Origin of the sequence: Roseivirga thermotolerans (assembly GCF_014653175.1) — a bacterium.
Taxonomy (GTDB): Bacteria; Bacteroidota; Bacteroidia; order Cytophagales; family Cyclobacteriaceae; genus Roseivirga; species Roseivirga thermotolerans.
This window is the reverse complement of the sequence record NZ_BNAG01000002.1, coordinates 15,086-33,491: the sequence shown is the minus strand read 5'-3', so window position 1 is coordinate 33,491 and position 18,406 is coordinate 15,086. Positions and strand designations below refer to the sequence as shown.

Annotated in this window: 11 protein-coding genes; all 11 read left to right on the top strand. The window is 44.5% G+C overall.

Going from position 1 to position 18,406, the window contains the following annotated elements:
- The first annotated feature begins 9 nt into the window (after positions 1 to 9).
- The 11 genes from IE164_RS06050 to sov all read left to right on the top strand — a co-directional run bounded on the left by IE164_RS06050 (position 10) and on the right by sov (position 18,351).
- Complete coding sequence (locus IE164_RS06050; RefSeq protein WP_189629323.1) at positions 10 to 795, top strand: enoyl-CoA hydratase/isomerase family protein; 786 nt, start codon at positions 10 to 12, stop codon at positions 793 to 795.
- Positions 796 to 897: 102 nt separating this feature from the next.
- Entirely contained in the window at positions 898 to 2,382 is a 1,485-nt protein-coding gene (locus IE164_RS06045) for an oligosaccharide flippase family protein (protein ID WP_189629322.1), read from the top strand.
- 33 nt (positions 2,383 to 2,415) lie between these two features.
- Positions 2,416 to 4,155 (top strand): tetratricopeptide repeat protein, encoded by a 1,740-nt coding sequence (locus IE164_RS06040; RefSeq protein WP_189629321.1) that lies wholly within the window; start codon positions 2,416 to 2,418, stop codon positions 4,153 to 4,155.
- Entirely contained in the window at positions 4,133 to 4,906 is a 774-nt protein-coding gene (gene lolB1 / locus IE164_RS06035; RefSeq protein WP_189629320.1) for a lipoprotein insertase outer membrane protein LolB1, read from the top strand. The genes IE164_RS06040 and lolB1 overlap by 23 nt, the downstream gene beginning before the upstream one ends.
- Complete coding sequence (locus tag IE164_RS06030) at positions 4,890 to 6,092, top strand: murein hydrolase activator EnvC family protein (protein ID WP_189629319.1); 1,203 nt, start codon at positions 4,890 to 4,892, stop codon at positions 6,090 to 6,092. The genes lolB1 and IE164_RS06030 overlap by 17 nt, the downstream gene beginning before the upstream one ends.
- A 257-nt stretch (positions 6,093 to 6,349) precedes the next feature.
- Complete coding sequence (locus IE164_RS06025) at positions 6,350 to 6,550, top strand: Sec-independent protein translocase subunit TatA/TatB (RefSeq protein WP_189629318.1); 201 nt, start codon at positions 6,350 to 6,352, stop codon at positions 6,548 to 6,550.
- Between the two features lie 6 nt (positions 6,551 to 6,556).
- The gene (gene gatA, locus IE164_RS06020; protein WP_189629317.1) at positions 6,557 to 7,978 is read left to right on the top strand and encodes an Asp-tRNA(Asn)/Glu-tRNA(Gln) amidotransferase subunit GatA; all 1,422 of its coding nucleotides are present in this window, start codon (positions 6,557 to 6,559) and stop codon (positions 7,976 to 7,978) included.
- A gap of 8 nt (positions 7,979 to 7,986) precedes the next feature.
- A complete protein-coding gene (locus tag IE164_RS06015; protein ID WP_189629316.1) occupies positions 7,987 to 9,324 on the top strand; it encodes a lytic transglycosylase domain-containing protein in 1,338 nt (445 codons plus the stop codon).
- 85 nt (positions 9,325 to 9,409) lie between these two features.
- Positions 9,410 to 10,516 carry a DUF4837 family protein gene (locus IE164_RS06010; RefSeq protein WP_189629315.1) on the top strand — a complete coding sequence of 369 codons (1,107 nt, stop codon included), beginning with the start codon at positions 9,410 to 9,412 and terminating at the stop codon, positions 10,514 to 10,516.
- 101 nt (positions 10,517 to 10,617) lie between these two features.
- Entirely contained in the window at positions 10,618 to 11,211 is a 594-nt protein-coding gene (gene ruvA / locus IE164_RS06005; protein WP_189629314.1) for a Holliday junction branch migration protein RuvA, read from the top strand.
- A gap of 63 nt (positions 11,212 to 11,274) precedes the next feature.
- On the top strand, positions 11,275 to 18,351 hold the full coding sequence (gene sov / locus IE164_RS06000) for a T9SS outer membrane translocon Sov/SprA (RefSeq protein ID WP_189629313.1): 7,077 nt from the start codon (positions 11,275 to 11,277) through the stop codon (positions 18,349 to 18,351).
- The last annotated feature ends 55 nt before the right edge of the window (positions 18,352 to 18,406 follow it).

Sequence of the window (18,406 nt, the reverse complement as noted above, 5' to 3'; positions counted from 1 at the left end):
CAAACGAATATGACTGCTTTTAGCAACATCCTTTTCGAAAATAAAGAGGGCATTGTTTACCTAACCATTAACAGGCCCGACAAAATGAATGCGCTCAATGCCCAAACCATTGACGAAATAAAATTGGCCTTCGAAACCATTTATGACGACAACTCCATAAGAGGAGTGGTTATTGCCGGTGCAGGAGACAAAGCCTTTGTGGCAGGAGCCGATATTTCTGAAATAGCCAGTCTTTCTGAGGTAAATGCCAGAAAATTTGCAGAAAGCGGACAAGAGGTTTTTGCTGCCATAGAAAACTGTCATAAGCCGGTTATTGCTTTGGTCAATGGTTTTGCCCTTGGTGGCGGTTGCGAACTGGCCATGGCTTGCCACATGCGTGTAGCCACAGCTACGGCTAAATTTGGACAGCCCGAAGTGAAGCTTGGCATAATTCCGGGCTATGGAGGTACTCAGCGCCTTACCCAACTGGTTGGTAAAGCGAAAGCGTTTGAACTCTGCATGACTGCCGATATGATTGGTGCCGAAGAGGCCAAAAGTCTTGGACTCGCCAACCACGTGGTAAACACCATAGAAGAAGGAAAGGCGAAGTGCGAAGAAATATTGGGCAAAATTGCCTCCAAAGCACCCATAGCCATTGGTTTGGTTATAGACTGTGTCAATGCCGTTTTCAATGAACAGGAGAATGGTTACCAGACCGAGGCCAATAGCTTTGCAGCTTGTACCAAAACCGCTGATTTCAAAGAAGGCACCACTGCATTTCTTGAAAAACGACCGGCAACTTTTAAAGGAGAGTAACTGATTCCAACACCATTTTTGCTTTTTTTACGTTGAGTGATGGTGGTGAAAATACATGACCAACACAACTCACATGTTGGGCCTTAAAAGCCCGGGCTTTCTATGAGTCAACTCAGAAAACTGGCAGGACAAACCGCCTATTATGGCATTAGCAGCATTCTCGGAAGGGTGCTCAACTTCCTGCTTTTACCTATATGGACCGCCCGTTTGGTCACCGAGGAGTATGGAAGCGTTACCTATCTTTATACATACCTGGCTCTGGGGCTGGTAATCTATACCTTTGGTATGGAAACGGCCTTTTTTCGTTTTAGCCGAAAAATTGATGCGCGCCAGGCATACCATAATGCGGCTACGGCAGTCTTACTGGTCTCCGGCTTACTTTCAGGCCTGCTGTATGTAGGAGCACCGGGCATAGCCCGCTGGCTCGATAAGGGAATTCAAACGGAGTACATTCAATACATGGCCGCTATACTTTTTATAGATGCGGTAGTGGCCATTCCGTTTGCCAAGCTACGGTTGGAAGAACGACCACTAAAATTTGCGCTCATCAAAACCGGGGTGATTACCATTACTATTCTGCTCAACCTTCTTTTCATAATTGTATTCCCGGATATACTACAAGGCAAATACCTCTCATCTCTTTCAGGCTTTGTAGAGAGTTTCTATAAAACCGATTATGGAGTTGGCTACATCTTCCAGGTAAACTTAATGGCCAATCTACTCTACATACCCTTTTTGTGGTCAGAGTTCAAGTCGTTAAGGCTGAGAATCCACTGGCCAACCTTCAAACCCATGCTCAATTATGGCCTTCCCATCTTCCTAATGGGCTTGGGTGGCATCTTCAACGAACAAGGTTATAGCCTGATAATGATTGAGTTACTTGGAGAATCGGAGTTGGGTGTTTTTTCCAGTGCTGTAAAACTCAGTGTAATTATGATGTTGGGTATTCAGGCCTTCCGCTATGCTGCCGAACCCTTTTTCTTCAACCATGCCGAAAACCGCGAAGCACCCGCTCTTTTTGCTAAAATCATGCACTACTTTATAGTGTTTAACATCTTTATGATGGTGGCCGTAGCCTTGAACATAGACCTTATTAGCGATCTTTTTTTGCGCAAGCCCGAATACAAACAAGCGCTTTATGTATTGCCCGTATTGCTTTTAGCCAAACTATTATATGGTATTTATGTCAACCTCAGCGTATGGTTTAAGCTAAAGGACAAAACCATTTTCGGAACCTATTTTGCGCTTATTGGTGCTGTGGTTACCCTCGCAGGCAATGTACTCCTCATTCCGCTATTGGGTTACTACGGAAGCGCCTTTGCTTCCTTGCTTTGTTATGCCGTAATGTCTTTTCTATGCTACCAAAAAGGCAAAAGTGAGTTTGCTATCCCCTATCGTTTCAAACCACTGGCCGGCTATCTGCTTCTGGCCATGGGGGTAATTTATGGTGTGGAGTTCATTCAATTGACTAATGGGTGGCTTTCGTATGGATTAGACTTGTTTGTTACTCTAATTTTTGCGGTATTTATGTATCTCAGGGAAGGTAAATCGTTGAACTACAAAACCGTAAGCAATCCTACACGGTAGTTAGATCAAGTATTTACAACCAACAGCTAAAGAATGTCGTTGCGTGAACAGATTGTGAAGCAGATTAACAAACTCCTTTTTCTTGCACTTATCTGGATTTTGAGTGCCTTTAGCCTTAAGGCCTGGCAGGTTGAAAGTACGCTTAAAAAAGAGACCAGCAAGTATGACCAGGCCAATGCAGAATACTTGCTCATTGAAGCCCAAAAATACTTTTTGCTCGAAGACTATGAGCGAGCCATTGCCTTTCTGGATAAATCCATTGACGTAGATGAAAAAAACCACGCTGCCTGGTTTAAAAAGGCCGAAATTTATTTAGCGAAAAACGACACTAAGAAAGGTGTGGAGGCCATTCAAAAAGCCATTGCCTTGTCGAGCAACAACAAGTACTACTACGTATTGGCTGCTGAACTGGAAAAAGCAAACCGAAACCCCGAAGGTGCTGCGCGCTACTACGAACTCATGGCTTCTTACACCCCTGACTATCAGGTATACCTGGTGGAGCTGGCTAATGTTTTTCAGGCCGTGGGTAAAACCAGAGAAGCCATAGAACTCTTCCGCAAACAGGAAAGCCTAACGCTGGATCAAAGCATGAAGTTGGTTGAAATGCTCATGCAAAGCTCAAAAGAAAAAGAGGCCATTACACTCATGGAGCAGTTGGTCATAGACTATCCGCTCGATATGGACATCAAGTACCAGTATGCCAATGTACTGAGTAGCTCAGGCCAACAAACGGAAGCCATACAGTTTCTGGAAAATCAAACATCCATGAATGCCGCTATGCGCCTGCTACTTTCCGATCTTTATGCTTCTCAGGGGCAATCGGACGCCAAGTTTCAACTATTAACCCGCTCGTTTAACGATCCAAATGCTTCACTTTCAGATAAAGTACTGTTACTCGGGCAACTGATACTAGAAAATAGCAGCCAACCTCCGGTTGGTCTCATAGACAGTTTACAGACCGCTCTGGAAAACCAATACCCTAATGAACCTCTGGCTATAGAAAACGGAGCCTACGTTTACACCAAACTAGCCGAACAAACCAGCGATCCACAACGCGCCCTCTTCAGAACAAAATCCATAGAAAAATATCAGCGACTCAAAGATTTAAAGCCGGGCGATTTTAAAGTATGGGATAAAGTATTAACCCACGCCTACGAAAACGAAAACTGGAAGCAACTCAATATTGATGCTGAAGAAGCGCTAAGCCTATTCCCTAATCAGGCCATTTTTTACATTTATCTGGCCAGCGCTAAAATAGAGCTGAACGAATTGGATGAAGCCAGCGACTTACTTGGTCAGGCCACCCGAATGACTCGTGCAAACACTTTGCTTAAAAGTCAGATACTGGCCAAACAAGCCCAAATAGCTTTCCTCAACGGACAAACCGAAACTGCCGACAGCCTATTGAAAGAAGCCGTGAGCCTGGAGGAAGTTCACCCCGATGCGTTGAAGCAAAACGGAGAAATACTCCTCAGCCGGGTGGAAAAAAATGCAGCCCCTGTATCCGAAAAAAGTGCAGAGCTCAAAAAAGTGAAAGAGTCGGCCGAAAAGTTATACGCCAACGGACAGTATAATCAAGCCCTTATTACACTCTTACATTATATTCATACATTTGAAGATTTGAACGATGGCGCTACTCTTGAACTGTTTGGAGATACCTACTTTCAGATCAAGTTAAACGCGTTGGCAGTCAAGTACTGGAAAATGGCAAAAGAACTCGGTGGGGGTTCAGAAAAATTAGATCAGAAAATTGCAAGCGGACAAATCAATTAAAAAGGCATTATATCTGGGCATGCTAGCCATGCTAGTGCTTTTTAGCAGTTGTAACAAACGATTCTTAGGGTTTAAGTTTTCACCCAGAGAGGTGCTTACTATAGAAGAAATTGACTACGAATATATTTCTACCCGCTCCAAAATCAGGTACAAAAATCAGGAAGATAAAACCAAAGCTACCGCCAACATACGCATTAAGAGAGACAGCCTTATTTGGTTCACGCTGAGCAATGGAGTGGGTATTGAGGGGGCTAGAGGGCAAATTACCCGTGACTCTGTGATTATTCTGGACAGAATAAACCGAAACATATATGCCTATAGTTTTGAGCAACTAAGCGAACAGTTTCAGTTTGAGTTTAGCTACTCTCTTTTTCAGGCCATAATTATTGGTGATTTACCCGTACCACTTTCCAAAAACGATGACATTGTAGAAAAAAACAACAATTTCTATGTCACTCAGCGCGTAAGAGATTTGAGGGTTAGCAATATGGTAAGTTCAAAAAACAGAAGACTGGAGAATGTGTTTGCCACCACACTTAGAAATGACAACACACTGGAACTCAAATATGGCGACTTCAAACCCTTAGAAGACAAGCCTTTTGCTTACAAAGCCCTTATGATTCTCACCTACTATCAGGACGGCAAAAAACAGGAGGCCGAAATTGACATTGAACACAACCGTGTGAAAATTGAAGACGAATCGCTTAGCTTTCCTTTCAATATCCCAGACCGATATGAGAAGCGCCAATAAGTCTGTTTTACTTACCCTGTTTTTTGTGCTGGCCTTGAGCTGGAGCAATACCTTATTGGCTCAAAATGAGCGTGATAAACTCGAAAAACAGAAAGCAGAGATACTGCGAAAAATTAAGGAAAACGAAAAAATACTAAATCAGACTACCGAAAAAAGAAGCACCTCTTTGGGTAGACTCAAGGCTCTAAACAATCAAATCTCTTCGCGTGCCTCCCTCATTAAGGCCATTAATTCTGAGGTAGACCTACTCGATGCTGAAATTGCCGAAAATCAAAGCATTGTCAATGCTATGGAAAGGGATCTTCAGGCCTTAAAAAAAGAGTACGGCCAAATGATTTACGCCACACAAAAAACCAGTTCCGGCTTTAATCAACTCACGTTTTTGTTCTCCTCCAGTACATTCAACCAGCTTTTCATGCGCATGCGCTACATAAGGCAATATGGAGATGCGCGTAAAAAACAGGTTCGGCAAATTGAGATTGTTCAGCAAAACCTCAATGAGCAAATAGCTGAGGTGGCTCGACAAAAAGAACAAAAACAAGCCCTCTTGAATGATGAGTTGAGCGAAAATCAAAAACTACAAGGCTTGCAGTTGGAGCAAAAGAAGCTTATCGCCCAACTGGAGCAGCAAGAGAACCGCATTAAAAAAGAACTTGAGAAACAACGGGAATCCGAACGCGAACTCACCAGCCGCATAGAAGATATAATAGAAGCCGAAAGAAGAGCCGCTGCCCTGGCCAACGTAGACATGAAAGCCCTGAGTACGGCTTTCGAACAACAGCGAGGCAAACTCCCCTGGCCGGTAGATGAAGGCTTTGTTTCTTCGAAATACGGACTACACGCCCACCCTACACTCAAAAGAGTAGAAATCAATAACAAAGGCATAGACATACAAACCTCAAGCAATGCAACCGTCAAGGCCGTTTTTCCCGGCAAAGTAATTGGCGTAATGTCTATTCCGGGTCAGGGAATCACCGTTATACTCCAGCATGGCGATTACTTTACCTCATACTCAAAACTAAAAGCTGTAACCGTCAAAAAAGATCAGCAGGTGCAGGCAGGAGATGTATTAGGGCAAGTTCTCACCAACAATGAAAATGTGTCGGAAATGAAGTTCCGCATCAATGCCACCAACGGAACAGTTAACCCCGAAACCTGGTTGCAGCGTAAAAATAATAAGCCTTAAGCCGCATATCATATTTGTGGGTTACTTGCTTAGATCGGATAGAACTCTCCCGGCCGCAAGCGGTCTGTTCACAGCTATTTGCGAAGACTAAATGATAGTAGACCGTAGAAACATACGTCATACGACCTAAGTAAGTAGTCTATCGTATTTTTTAGGCCATCTGTCAGCAAAAATCAGGAACTACCATTAAAGTAGTTGGTTTTCTAGGCTTAGAATCATAGTTTTTGCCTATCTTTGACGAATTGAAATTTATGTCCATGGAAACAATTTTAGCGCTAGGAATGCCGGGAGGACCCGAAATCTTTGTCATCTTATTTATCGTGCTTCTTTTGTTTGGTGCCAAAAAGATACCTGATTTGGCACGTGGCCTTGGCCGAGGCATCAGAGAATTTAAAGATGCTACCAAGGAGATTAAGAAAGAAGTAGACGAAGCAGGTAAGGAAATCGATAAGCAATAGGTTTCAATGAAGGAATATCATCGACTGGATGAGATTCAGGAAGACCTTTCGCTTGGAAAAATAACTTGTTCACAGTTGGTAGACTACTACCTGACCAACATTGAGCGAGATAAACAACTCAACGCCTTTGTAGAGGTATATGCAGAAGAAGCCAAACAACGGGCGCGCGAGTTAGATAAAAAAATTGAGCTAAAAACAGCCGGCCCGTTGGTCGGCTTAATTTTTGGCCTCAAAGACCTCATATGCTACAAAGACCATGAAGTATCGGGGGCCAGCCACATCCTTAAGGGTTTCGAATCTCAGTTCTCCGCAACTGCTGTTGAGCGATTACTCCAACAAGACGCAATACTCATTGGCAGGCAAAACTGCGATGAGTTTGGTATGGGTTCTTCCAATGAAAATTCAGCCCATGGCCCTGCCAAAAACCCTGTAGATCCCGCGCGTGTTCCAGGAGGCTCATCAGGAGGTTCAGCTGCTGCCGTAGCCGCCAACATGTGTCATGTAGCACTCGGTACCGACACCGGAGGCTCGGTAAGACAGCCCGCTGCCTTTTGTGGCATCTATGGTTTAAAACCCACTTATTCTCGTATTTCCCGCTGGGGGCTTCTGGCCTACGCCTCATCGTTCGATACCATAGGCATATTTTCCAGGTCTGTTGAAGATAATGCCCGAATACTGGAAGCCATAGCCGGTAGAGACGAAAAAGATGCTACCAGTTCATCGCGTCAGGTTGCACAATATAGTAATGCACAACCCCACGGTACTTATCGAATTGCCTATTTCCCCGAACTGTTTGACCACAACGGACTACAGCCCGAAATACAAGAGGCTTATAAAAACTGGGTGCGTGAGTTAGAAAAAGAAGGTCATTCATTAGTAGAAGAAAGTTTTCCTTTTGCCGAATATATACTACCCACTTATTACATACTTACAACGGCCGAAGCCAGCACCAACCTTGCTCGTTACGATGGAGCTCACTATGGCTTAAGAAGTGGTACCTCCAACGATTTGGAAGCCATGTATAAAAACTCGAGAACGGAGGGCTTTGGAGACGAAGTAAGGCGAAGGATCATGCTCGGCACTTTTGTGTTAAGTGCCGACTATTACGATGCTTATTTTACTCAGGCGCAGAAACTAAGACGCCTCATTAAAGAGGCCACGGAAGCAATATTGCAAAAGGTAGATTTCATAATTACTCCCACTACCCCCACCACGGCTTTTGAACACAAGAGTCACGCTAGTCCATTGGCTATGTACATGGCCGATTTGTTCACAGTGCAGGCCTCTATTTGTGGGTTACCGGCCATTTCCGTTCCTATGGGCAATGATGCTAAAAACTTACCAATAGGGATGCAAATTATGGGAGCGGCTTTTGAGGAAGAAAAACTTTTCGCATTTTCGAAAATCCAGCAAAACAATTCGCGTTAAAGCAGTCTATGAGAAAGTTGATTAGCGTCTTTTTGTTGCTATGTTTCACAGTTACAGCCTTTGCTCAAGAAGCTTTGGCTCCTCATGAAGTATATGATTATGCGCCTGATCTTCCTTATGAAGAAATAGAAAGAAGGTACAACGAGCTAGATCTTGAAATTGACATTGCCTTTAACGATCGTGTGCATGCCTTCATCAACTACTTTACGGTTCGCGATCGGGATTACACCCGCGAAATGCTGCGGAGAAAAGAAGTCTACTTCCCCATTTTTGAGAAATACCTGGCCAAGTACAACCTGCCTCAGGAACTCAAATATTTACCCATAATTGAAGCAGGCCTCAACCCAAAAGCAGTTTCAGGTCCTCAGGCCGTAGGCCTTTGGCAATTCATGTCTCCAACCGCTCGAGAGCAGGGTTTACACATCGACTGGTACATTGATGAGCGAATGGACCCGGAAAAATCTACAGAAGCTGCCTGCAAGTACATTGCCTGGCTCTACGGTATTTTTAAAGACTGGAAGATGACCCTGGCCGCATACAACAGCGGCATTGGCAATGTTTGGAGAGCCATGAGAAGAGCAGGACACAAAGAAGACTTCTGGGAGGTTTACAACTACCTGCCTAGAGAAACACGCTCTTACGTACCCCAGTTTGCCGCCATACTGTACGCAATGGAATATGCCGATGTGCACAACATATACCCCACCGAGATACTCTACCCTATAGACTACGATGTAGTAAAAACCAATCAGTTTGTTTACCTGAAAACTTTAGCCGATGAAGGTAGAATTGACATAGAGGAGATAGAACGGTTGAATCCGGCCATTAAAAAGGGGGCCATTCCGGCCAATCTCAAAAACTTTGAGCTTAGAATACCGCGTTATCAATCGCGCTACTTCCAAACCCACAAAGAATCTATTTTAGCCAAAGCAGAGGCCGATAAAGTGGAGTTCGAAAAAATTGCCAAGAATATGCCAGGCAGTACGTTTGGCAAAGAAAAGGTAGTATATCGGGTAAAAAGTGGCGATGTTCTGGGAACAATTGCCCGCAAACACAACGTACGGCTGGAAGACCTAAAAAGCTGGAACAACATAAGAGGTTCACTCATTCGGGTGGGCCAGCGCCTCGATATTTTTATTGGCCCCGATTTCTACGATGCCTCCTCTGTTACGGCCAATCAACGCGATCAGCCCATCCCTGATTCCAAACTGCATGTAGTGCAACCGGGTGACACCCTTTGGGATATTTCTCGTATGTATAAAGGCCTGAGCATAGACCGGATTAAGGAGCTCAACAACTTAAAAGGCAACTCCATTAAGCCCGGCATGAAGCTCAGAATAGGTTAGCCAAATTAACAACTAAACTTTTAGTAGATTTATCTTGTTAATACAGGCAGAATTCATTTCCTTCAAAACAACTAATTAGAGCGCTATGAAAAGACTATACGCAATACTCGTTTTTACAGCACTGCTCACCGTGGCCTGTAACCAAAGAAAAGAAGGAGCCAATGTAGATGCTGAGGGCAATGCCACTGCCAAAAATGAGAATTTTCTTCCGGAGGCCTCTGGGGAGCCCGGTGAGATTGTTGTCGTAATGAATAAAAACAAATACGATGCAGAACTTGGCGAGGCTATAAAGGAGGTATTCAGAGAGCCGGTTCCAGGGCTTTCTCGTTCAGAACCCATGTTTACCATTCGGGTTATCGAACCCTTTGAATTCAACCGTATATTTAAGATTGCGCGAAACCTGGTATATGTAGTGAGCTATGAAGGCCAATCTGCGGCCGACAAGTGGCTGCAAGCCACCTTTAGTGAGAGTTCGAAAGAAACTATTTTCAATAACCCCGACCGGTTTATGCAAACTTCTGACAATCAATTTGCCAAAAATCAAAAAGTACTTCAGCTCTTTGGTAAAGACGATAAAACCCTTGCTAAAAACATTCGGGAAAACGCCCAGCTCATTCAAAACTATTTCAATATAGCGGAGAAAGAGCGTCTGGCGGACAAACTCCAAATGTCAGTAGCTTCACGAAATATTGTGAATAAGGTCATCGATCAGTTGGGAGTGAGCATTAAAATCCCTGCCAGTTACGAATTGGCCATGCTAGAAGATGATTTCATGTGGGCTCGTTATTTACCAGCCGTAGGTCCGAGTAAAAATCTGTTCGTTTATACCAAAGACTATACCTCACAAGATGAGTTTAAGCAAGAGAACATTATTGCTCTGAGAAATGAAATCGCAAAAAAGTACATCTATGGAGACCCTGAGAATCCTGAGTCTTATATGATTACGGAAACCAATTACATGAAGCCTGTTTTCCGAAACATAAACTTCAGAGATAAATACACCGTAGAAATGCGCGGTGCATGGAAAACCAACAACTTCTCCGTGGGAGGTACTTTTGTGAGCTACACCTTTGTAGACGAAGCCAAAGGTAAACTTTACTACATCGAAGGTTTCGTAATTCATCCGAATGAAAGTCACAGAGAACTCATTCGAGAAATGGAATCCCTACTCACCACCTTCAGAACAACCTAATAGAAACACAACAACCTTAGGGTTGAATTGAGGAATCTTATTAATTTTAGGAATGGCAAGGGTAACTTGCCATTTTTGTTTTTCATAAGACTACCTCCACTATGTTTGCTTACTTAAAAGGTAAACTTGCTTTTCAAGATCCCACCTATGTAATTATAGATATACAAGGTGTGGGCTATGAAGTAAAGATTTCACTAAACACTTTTTCCCGGATTAAAGACAAGGAGAACATTCAGTTGTTTACCTACTTTCATGTAAAGGAAGATGCCCAAACTCTTTTTGGATTTGCCGACCCACATGAAAAGAGCATTTTCATGCACCTTATCTCTATTTCAGGAGTAGGGCCATCGACCGGCTTAATGGTATTATCTTCTCTTAGCCCCGAAGAGGTGGAACAGGCCATACTTGGAGAAGATGTACGAACCATTCAAGCGGTAAAAGGTATAGGAGCAAAAACCGCTCAGCGCATTATTTTAGAGCTTAAAGACAAAATTGGTAAAGCGGCCAATGCTGGCGACCCGATAAACATTCCATCTTCTTCTAAAGGCGCCATAAGAAATGAGGCTCTCGCAGCGTTAGTAACCTTGGGCATTGCCAAGGCGGCCGCACAAAAGAGCATTGACAAAATTTTAAAGGAGCAGACAGGAGATATTAGCCTGGAACAATTGATAAAACTAGCCCTCAAAGCGGCTTGAGGTATTTCTGAGGTCTTGATCGGCAAACAGCACAAAATATTATTTCTCTTATTTTTTGGCCTGATGGTACAAGGCCTTCTCGCGCCTAAATCAGTTTATGCTCAGCGTCAGGACAGCACCCGTTCGGTACAAGACACTACCAGATACACCCCTTCCCCCTACCCACTTTTTAGACCAAGATATCCTTTTGGAGACCCACTATACAGACGTCCGCTCAACTCACCTTTGCTCTTTAATAATGCAGGGTTTTATAACAGACAATATCAGGTAGACACGAGTAAAAACATTATCGTATCCGAAAAACTCGACAATCAGTTTATTCGCCCCCCAGCCTATGTACCTTTCAATCAAGCCCTCCGAAAGAAAATAGAACAGGGTAATAAAGAGTTTCTAATGGAGCGCTCTAAAGCGCGCGATGGAGAAAGTGCCGTTAGTAACAGAGGGCGTCTCATCCCTCCCATTGCCCTAAACCCCTTCTTCGACCGGCTCTTTGGTGGCGACCAGATTCTCATTAATACCAACGGAACCGTTCAGCTCGATTTTGGCGGCAGGTTTCAGCGCGTAGACAACCCCGCCATCCCTATCAGGCAGCAACGCAACGGAACCTTTGAGTTCAACCAAAATATTCAGATGTCACTCGATGGCACCATTGGCACCAAACTGCGAATGAATGCCAATTTTGACAACAACAACTCATTCGACTTCGAAAACGAGCTTAAGGTAGATTTCTCAGGACTGGAATCGGACATCGTTAAAAGCATGGAAATTGGTAACGTAAGTCTGCCCATTGACAATAGCCTGATTGCCGGGGCTCAAAACCTGTTTGGGTTCAAAACGCAGCTTCAGTTTGGAAGACTCTATGTAACCGCTCTTGCCGCTTCGCAAAGAGGAACCTCCGAGTCTATTGAGATAGAAGGAGGTGTACAGCGCAATGAATTTCAGATTCGCGCCAGTGACTACGATGAAAACAGACACTTCTTTCTGGGGCATTTTTTCAGAAACAACTTTCAGAATTGGCTCAGAAGCATCCCAACAGTCATCTCAGGGCTACAAATAAGCCGATTAGAAGTTTATGTTCTCAACCGAACGAACAACACGCAAACCCTTAGAAACTTTGCCGCTTTTATGGACCTGGGTGAAGGCGATGTGATATTTCAGCAAGGAAATAGTTTTGTGGGCAACGGGAATAGCGGCAGCCCTACCAGCAACGCAGCCAACAACCTGTTTGAGAACCTGTTGGCGAATCCCAATCTCAGAAGACCAGATCAGATTAGTTCCATACTGGAAGGGCAGCATGGATTAGAAAAAGGACAGGACTTTGAGAGAGTAACCGGTGCCCGGAAGTTAGATCCTTCTGAGTATTACTTTAACCGAGAACTAGGCTTTATTTCACTCACCAGACAATTACAGAATGACGAAGTGTTGGCTGTATCATTCGAATACAACTATCAAGGCAGACGCTACAAAGTGGGAGAACTTACTGAAGACTATCAGGGAAGATCGGAAGATGACGTCATTTTCCTCAAACTCTTGCGCCCCAGCAAAATTAATACGAGGGTACCTACCTGGGACCTTATGATGAAGAACATTTACAACCTGAATGCTGCAGGAGTAGATCGCCAGTCCTTCCAGTTAAGAGTAATTTACCGCGATGATAATACTGGAATAGACAACCCAAGTTTACATGAGGGACAGCGCACTAAAGATATTCCACTAATTGAGATTATGGGACTCGACCGGCTGAACCAAAATGGCGACCCACAAAAAGACGGAAATTTCGACTATGTGGAGGGAGTTACCATCAATCCGGAAAGAGGCTATATTATATTTCCTTACCTGGAACCTTTTGGTCAGCGACTGGAAAGTCAGTTTTTAGATTCTGAGCAGTTTCTCAAAGAAAAGTATGTCTTCGATACCCTATACAGAACCACCCGTGCCGATGCTCAACTGGTATCAAGACTCAATAAGTACTTTATAAAAGGTAGCCTACAGTCAGGCTCTACCAACGAAATCAACCTCAATGCCTTTCAGGTGGCTGAAGGCAGTGTAGTGGTGACTGCCGGAGGCACCCCGTTGGTAGAAGGTACCGACTACACAGTAGACTATGTGCAGGGAAAAGTCACCATCATTAATCCACTCATACTCAATTCCGGAAAAAAAATTCGTGTGTCTTACGAAAAAGCCGACCTGTTTAGCTTTCAGGCCCGCAACCTCCTAGGTACCCGATTGGACTACGTGGTAAATGACAAAACCAACGTGGGACTTACTTTGCTTCACCTCAACGAACGCCCCCAACTCACCAGAGTGAATATCGGTAACGAACCGGTAAGCAACACCATGGTGGGGCTTGACTTTAATTACAGCGCCAATTCGCGCTTCCTCACACGGATGGTTGATGCCCTACCCTTTATTGACACAAAAGCACCATCTAAAATTACCTTGCGAGGAGAGTTTGCCCAACTGTTTCCGGGCACTTCCAACGAAGTAGACGGCACCAGCACATCGTATATCGATGACTTTGAGGCAACTGTAACTCCCTTTAGTTTAAGCAATGCGCAAAGCTGGAAACTGGGCTCTACCCCAAAGACCGATGACAACAAGTTCGATCTTTCCAACCAGGCCGGTACACGTCTGGGCACTAACTATAGAAGAGCAAAAATTGCCTGGTATACTATAGACAACGTTTTTTACCGATCCTCCGGCAGAAACAGACCTCAGAATATTACTCCCGAAGACCTACAAAACCACTACGTACGATCGGTAGGCCAAACGGAAGTGATTAAAAGAGATCCTCAGCAAATCGTAGTCAATGAGCCTTCGTTCGATATTGCCTACTACCCCGCAGAAAGAGGCATGTACAACTACAACCCCAACCTACAAAGGGATGGCTCGCTACCTGAACCGGAGAAGAACTTTGGGGCCATAGTACGCGCCATTACCAACGAGGTAGACTTTGACAAAACCAACATTGAGTACATCGAATTCTGGATGATGGACCCCTTTATAAATGTGAGCAACAACACACCTCAAAACCCTCGGGGGTTAATCGATGATGGAATCAATCCGGCAAAGGCCAACACTACAGGTGGAAAGATGTTTATAAACCTGGGCAGTATCTCTGAAGACCTGATGCGCGATGAAAGACATGCTTTTGAACAAGGTCTACCAGCCGATGGGCAAATAACCAATGACAACGTGATTGTTAACGAATGGGGAAGGGTAACCAACCAGCCTTACCTTAATCCGGCTTTCGACAACAGCCAGGGAGCCAGGGCCAATCAGGATGTTGGGCTCGATGGTCTCAAGTCTAGCGAAGAGGCTGAATTTTTCAGTGACTTCTTAAGCTCAGTAAACGTGGACCCTTCCATTAGACAAGCCCTTCAGAACGACCCCTCCGGAGACAATTTTCAATATTACCTTAGCGATGAGCTTGACGCTGCCGATGTAAAAATACTGGCCCGCTATAAAAACTTTAACGGCATGGAAGGCAATAGCCCCGTTTCTACGGGCAACCTTAATTTTACCCCCTCCAACTCTAACCTACCCGACAATGAAGACCTAAACAGAGACAATACACTGGCCGATTTAGAGGAGTACTATGAATATGCTATTGACATTAAGCCCGGGCAGTTTCAGGTAGGAAAAAACAATATTGTAGATAAAGTAACCAACGAGGTAAATGGAGATCAGGTGAGTTGGTACCTCTTCCGAATTCCGGTGAGAAAGCCCGATCGTGTACAAGGCAATATTAACGGATTCAAATCCATTCGCTATATAAGAACCTACCTCACCGAATTTAGCGAGCCAGTGGTTTTACGATTTGTGAATTTCCGAATGGTGGGCAGCCAATGGAGAACCTTTCAGGAAAGTCTGTACGAAAAAGGCCTTTTCGAAATTCCTGAACCTTCCGATGCCAAGTTTACTGTGGGTGTAGTAAGTATTGAAGAAAACAGCCAACCGGCCGATGGGCGTCCGCCTTATGTACTACCTCCCGGTATTCGAAGAGACAGAGACAACACCTCTACCATTGAAAGAAGGCGTAATGAACAGTCGCTACAACTCCAAGTGGAAAACCTTCGGGATCGCGATGCAAGAGCTGTATACAAAACGGTAACACAAGACATGATCAACTATGGTCGAATAAAGATGTTTTTACATGCCGATAGCCCAGACGACTTACAGCCTGGAGAAGTGACTGCTTTTATACGATTGGGAACCGATTTTACAGAGAATTACTATGAGATAGAGGTCCCGCTCACCATGACACAACCGGGAGAACTATCGCCCGAACAAATTTGGCCCGAAGCTAATGAGATAGATATAGCGTTTGACAGGTTGTATGAAGTAAAAGCGGCAAGAAACAGGCAAAATGCCAACCTCAACCTGCCCTTCACCCAAACAGTAGGTAAATACAATGTTACAGTGGTGGGTCGCCCTGACATGAGTTCGGTGCAAACCCTAATGATTGGTGTAAGAAACCCAAGCTCGCCCGATGCAGAACCCAAATCGTTCTATCTGTGGGCCAATGAGCTAAGAGTTACCGACTTCGACTCAAAATCGGGTTGGGCGGCCAATGCCCGACTAGATGCTCAATTGGCCGACCTGGGCAACCTGAGCGCAAGCTTTGCTCATTCTTCCATAGGTTTTGGAGGGATATCGGACAAGGTATCGGAAAGAAACCGCGAGAAAACTACCGCCTATGATATTTCTACCAGTGTGGCCCTCCACAAGTTTTTCCCGGAAGACTGGGGACTGGAAATACCTGCCTTTTTTAGTGTTGAACATGCCCGATCGGTACCTCAATTCGATCCTCTGGATCCTGATTTACCACTGGAAGATGTTCTGGACAGTTTTGAAGAAGAACAAGAAAGAGACGACTACCTGAACAAAGTAATAGACATATCTAAAAGAAGAAGCTTCAATTTCTCCAACGTAAGAAAACGAGCTACCGGAGAAAATCGTCTTAATCTGCCCTGGGCTATCGAAAACTTCAGCTTTACGTATGCCTACAATGAAATAACTCGCAGCAACATCAACACCGCTCTTTACGATTTTAGAAACTACCGTGGTGCGGTCAACTACAACTACAAACCCAAAGCCCTCAACATTGCTCCTTTTCAAAACGTAAGCCTTTTCGACTCCAAATGGCTGCAACTAATCAAAGACTTCAACTTCAACCCGATTCCTACCTCCATTTCCATTAATGGAGACGTAAACCGAAGTTTTCTAAAAACCCAACTGAGAAATGCCGACCTGGGTACAGATGGCATTGATCCTTATTATGAAAAGTCATTCACCTTCGACAGAACCTATGCCGTAAACTGGGATCTTGCGCAACGACTCACCCTCGACTATACGGCAAGAGTAAATGCTATTATTGATGAGCCTGAAGGTGATATAGACACAGAAGTGAAACGAGACTCTGTACTCACCAACTTTAAGAAGTTGGGGCGAATTAAAAACTATACTCACAACATACGCAGCACCTACACGCTGCCGTTCGATAAACTTCCGGCAACCAACTGGATTAACTCCGACCTGAGCTACACCACCAACTTCAATTGGAAAGCCGGTGCCATTGGGCAGCGAGATACGTTGGGCAACCTAGCCAACAACACCCGCGAAATTGGACTTTCGGGCAAAATAGATCTTGTAAAACTATACAATAACATTGGGGTGCTCAGAAAGATAAACTCTCCTTCGAGAAGCCGGACACGGCCAACCGGCAGAAATGCTGCGGCCGATACCTCGGCTAGAAAAAGCCTGGCAGACATACCCCTAACCAAGGGTTTCCTAAGAACTTTAATGGCACTGAGAAGCATAAACTTTAGCTATTCTCAAGGCGAAGGAACCGTACTACCGGGCTACATGCCAGATGTTTACCTGTTTGGGCTAGACCGTGATTTCGAAAATCCGGGACTGGGCTTCATACTTGGTTCTCAAGACAATGACATCCGGCATGTGCTGGCTTCGAACAACCTGTATGCACCAAGCGAGTTTCTAACGAATCCCTTCCAGCAAAACCGGGCTACTCAATTCAGCTACGAAGCTCTGGTTGAGCCCTTCCAAGACTTTAGGGTAACCCTTTCAGGCCGAAAGAGCTTCACAGAAAACTATCAGGAAATATTCCGCAACGACCCCGATACCGACAGTTTCATTAGCATTAACCCAAACCGAACAGGAACCTACGGCATCTCCTTCTTAATGATAAAAACAGCCTTTGATAAGGATAATGCCGACAACAGCTCTCCCCTCTTTCAAAACTTTGAAGCCTACAGAAGCAGTATTAAACAAAGACTCGATGGACTGAACAACAACGGAGAGTATGGAATTAACTCTCAGGAAGTGGTTATTCCTGCCTTCGTTGCAGCCTACAGTGGGCAATCGCCCGATAAAGCCGACACAAGCCCATTTCCCAAGTGGCCCATACCCAACTGGAGTTTGCAATACAACGGCCTGTCAAAAATACCGACCATCAATGAGGTGTTTAGCACCGTTTCTATTTCTCATGCATACAGTAGCAAATACGATGTCTCCAATTTTGTCAACTCCCCCCTTTATACTTCTGGGCTCACCTTAGACAACAATCTGAGAGAAGCCGGGCTGGCCTCAGAATTGAACGAAAACGGAGACCTGGTTCCCGTATATCTTGCCCAACAGGTTGTACTCACCGAAAGAATGGCTCCATTCATTGGCATTAACCTGAGAACAAAGTCAAGTTGGGGATTCAACCTGAACTATGACAGGGAAAGAAACCTGGCCCTGAACCTGTCTAACATACAAGTAACAGAAATGACCAATAAGGCCTTTAGACTTACTGTAAACTTTGCCCGTACAGGAGTTCAAATTCCTTTCAGAATTAATGGGCGCAAAGAATCGCTCCCCAATGAGCTGCGGTTTAACCTCACAATGAACATAAGCGACCGCAAGGTGGTGCAACGTAGAATTGGAGAAGAACCGATAATAACTGATGGTATTAGGGTTTTCCGACTAAACCCAACCGTAGACTACAAGATTAGTGAGGCCCTGCTAGTCACCTTCTATTTCGACAAGAATATTAATGACCCAAGAGTGTCTACAAGCTTCCTAAACGCCCGCACCACCTTTGGTGGAAGAATTCAGTTCAGTTTGTCACAATAAAGCCTGCAATTCTCATGAAAGCATGTAATTTTGGTGCAAATTGAGAATTGACCAT

What these genes read in the sequence shown, in the direction of transcription:
- IE164_RS06050 (WP_189629323.1), top strand. Translation starts at nt 10, where the DNA reads ATGACTGCTTTTAGCAACATCCTTTTCGAAAATAAAGAGGGCATTGTT.
- IE164_RS06045 (WP_189629322.1), top strand. Translation starts at nt 898, where the DNA reads ATGAGTCAACTCAGAAAACTGGCAGGACAAACCGCCTATTATGGCATT.
- IE164_RS06040 (WP_189629321.1), top strand. Translation starts at nt 2,416, where the DNA reads ATGTCGTTGCGTGAACAGATTGTGAAGCAGATTAACAAACTCCTTTTT.
- IE164_RS06030 (WP_189629319.1), top strand. Translation starts at nt 4,890, where the DNA reads ATGAGAAGCGCCAATAAGTCTGTTTTACTTACCCTGTTTTTTGTGCTG.
- IE164_RS06025 (WP_189629318.1), top strand. Translation starts at nt 6,350, where the DNA reads ATGGAAACAATTTTAGCGCTAGGAATGCCGGGAGGACCCGAAATCTTT.
- gatA (WP_189629317.1), top strand. Translation starts at nt 6,557, where the DNA reads ATGAAGGAATATCATCGACTGGATGAGATTCAGGAAGACCTTTCGCTT.
- IE164_RS06015 (WP_189629316.1), top strand. Translation starts at nt 7,987, where the DNA reads ATGAGAAAGTTGATTAGCGTCTTTTTGTTGCTATGTTTCACAGTTACA.
- IE164_RS06010 (WP_189629315.1), top strand. Translation starts at nt 9,410, where the DNA reads ATGAAAAGACTATACGCAATACTCGTTTTTACAGCACTGCTCACCGTG.
- ruvA (WP_189629314.1), top strand. Translation starts at nt 10,618, where the DNA reads ATGTTTGCTTACTTAAAAGGTAAACTTGCTTTTCAAGATCCCACCTAT.
- sov (WP_189629313.1), top strand. Translation starts at nt 11,275, where the DNA reads ATGGTACAAGGCCTTCTCGCGCCTAAATCAGTTTATGCTCAGCGTCAG.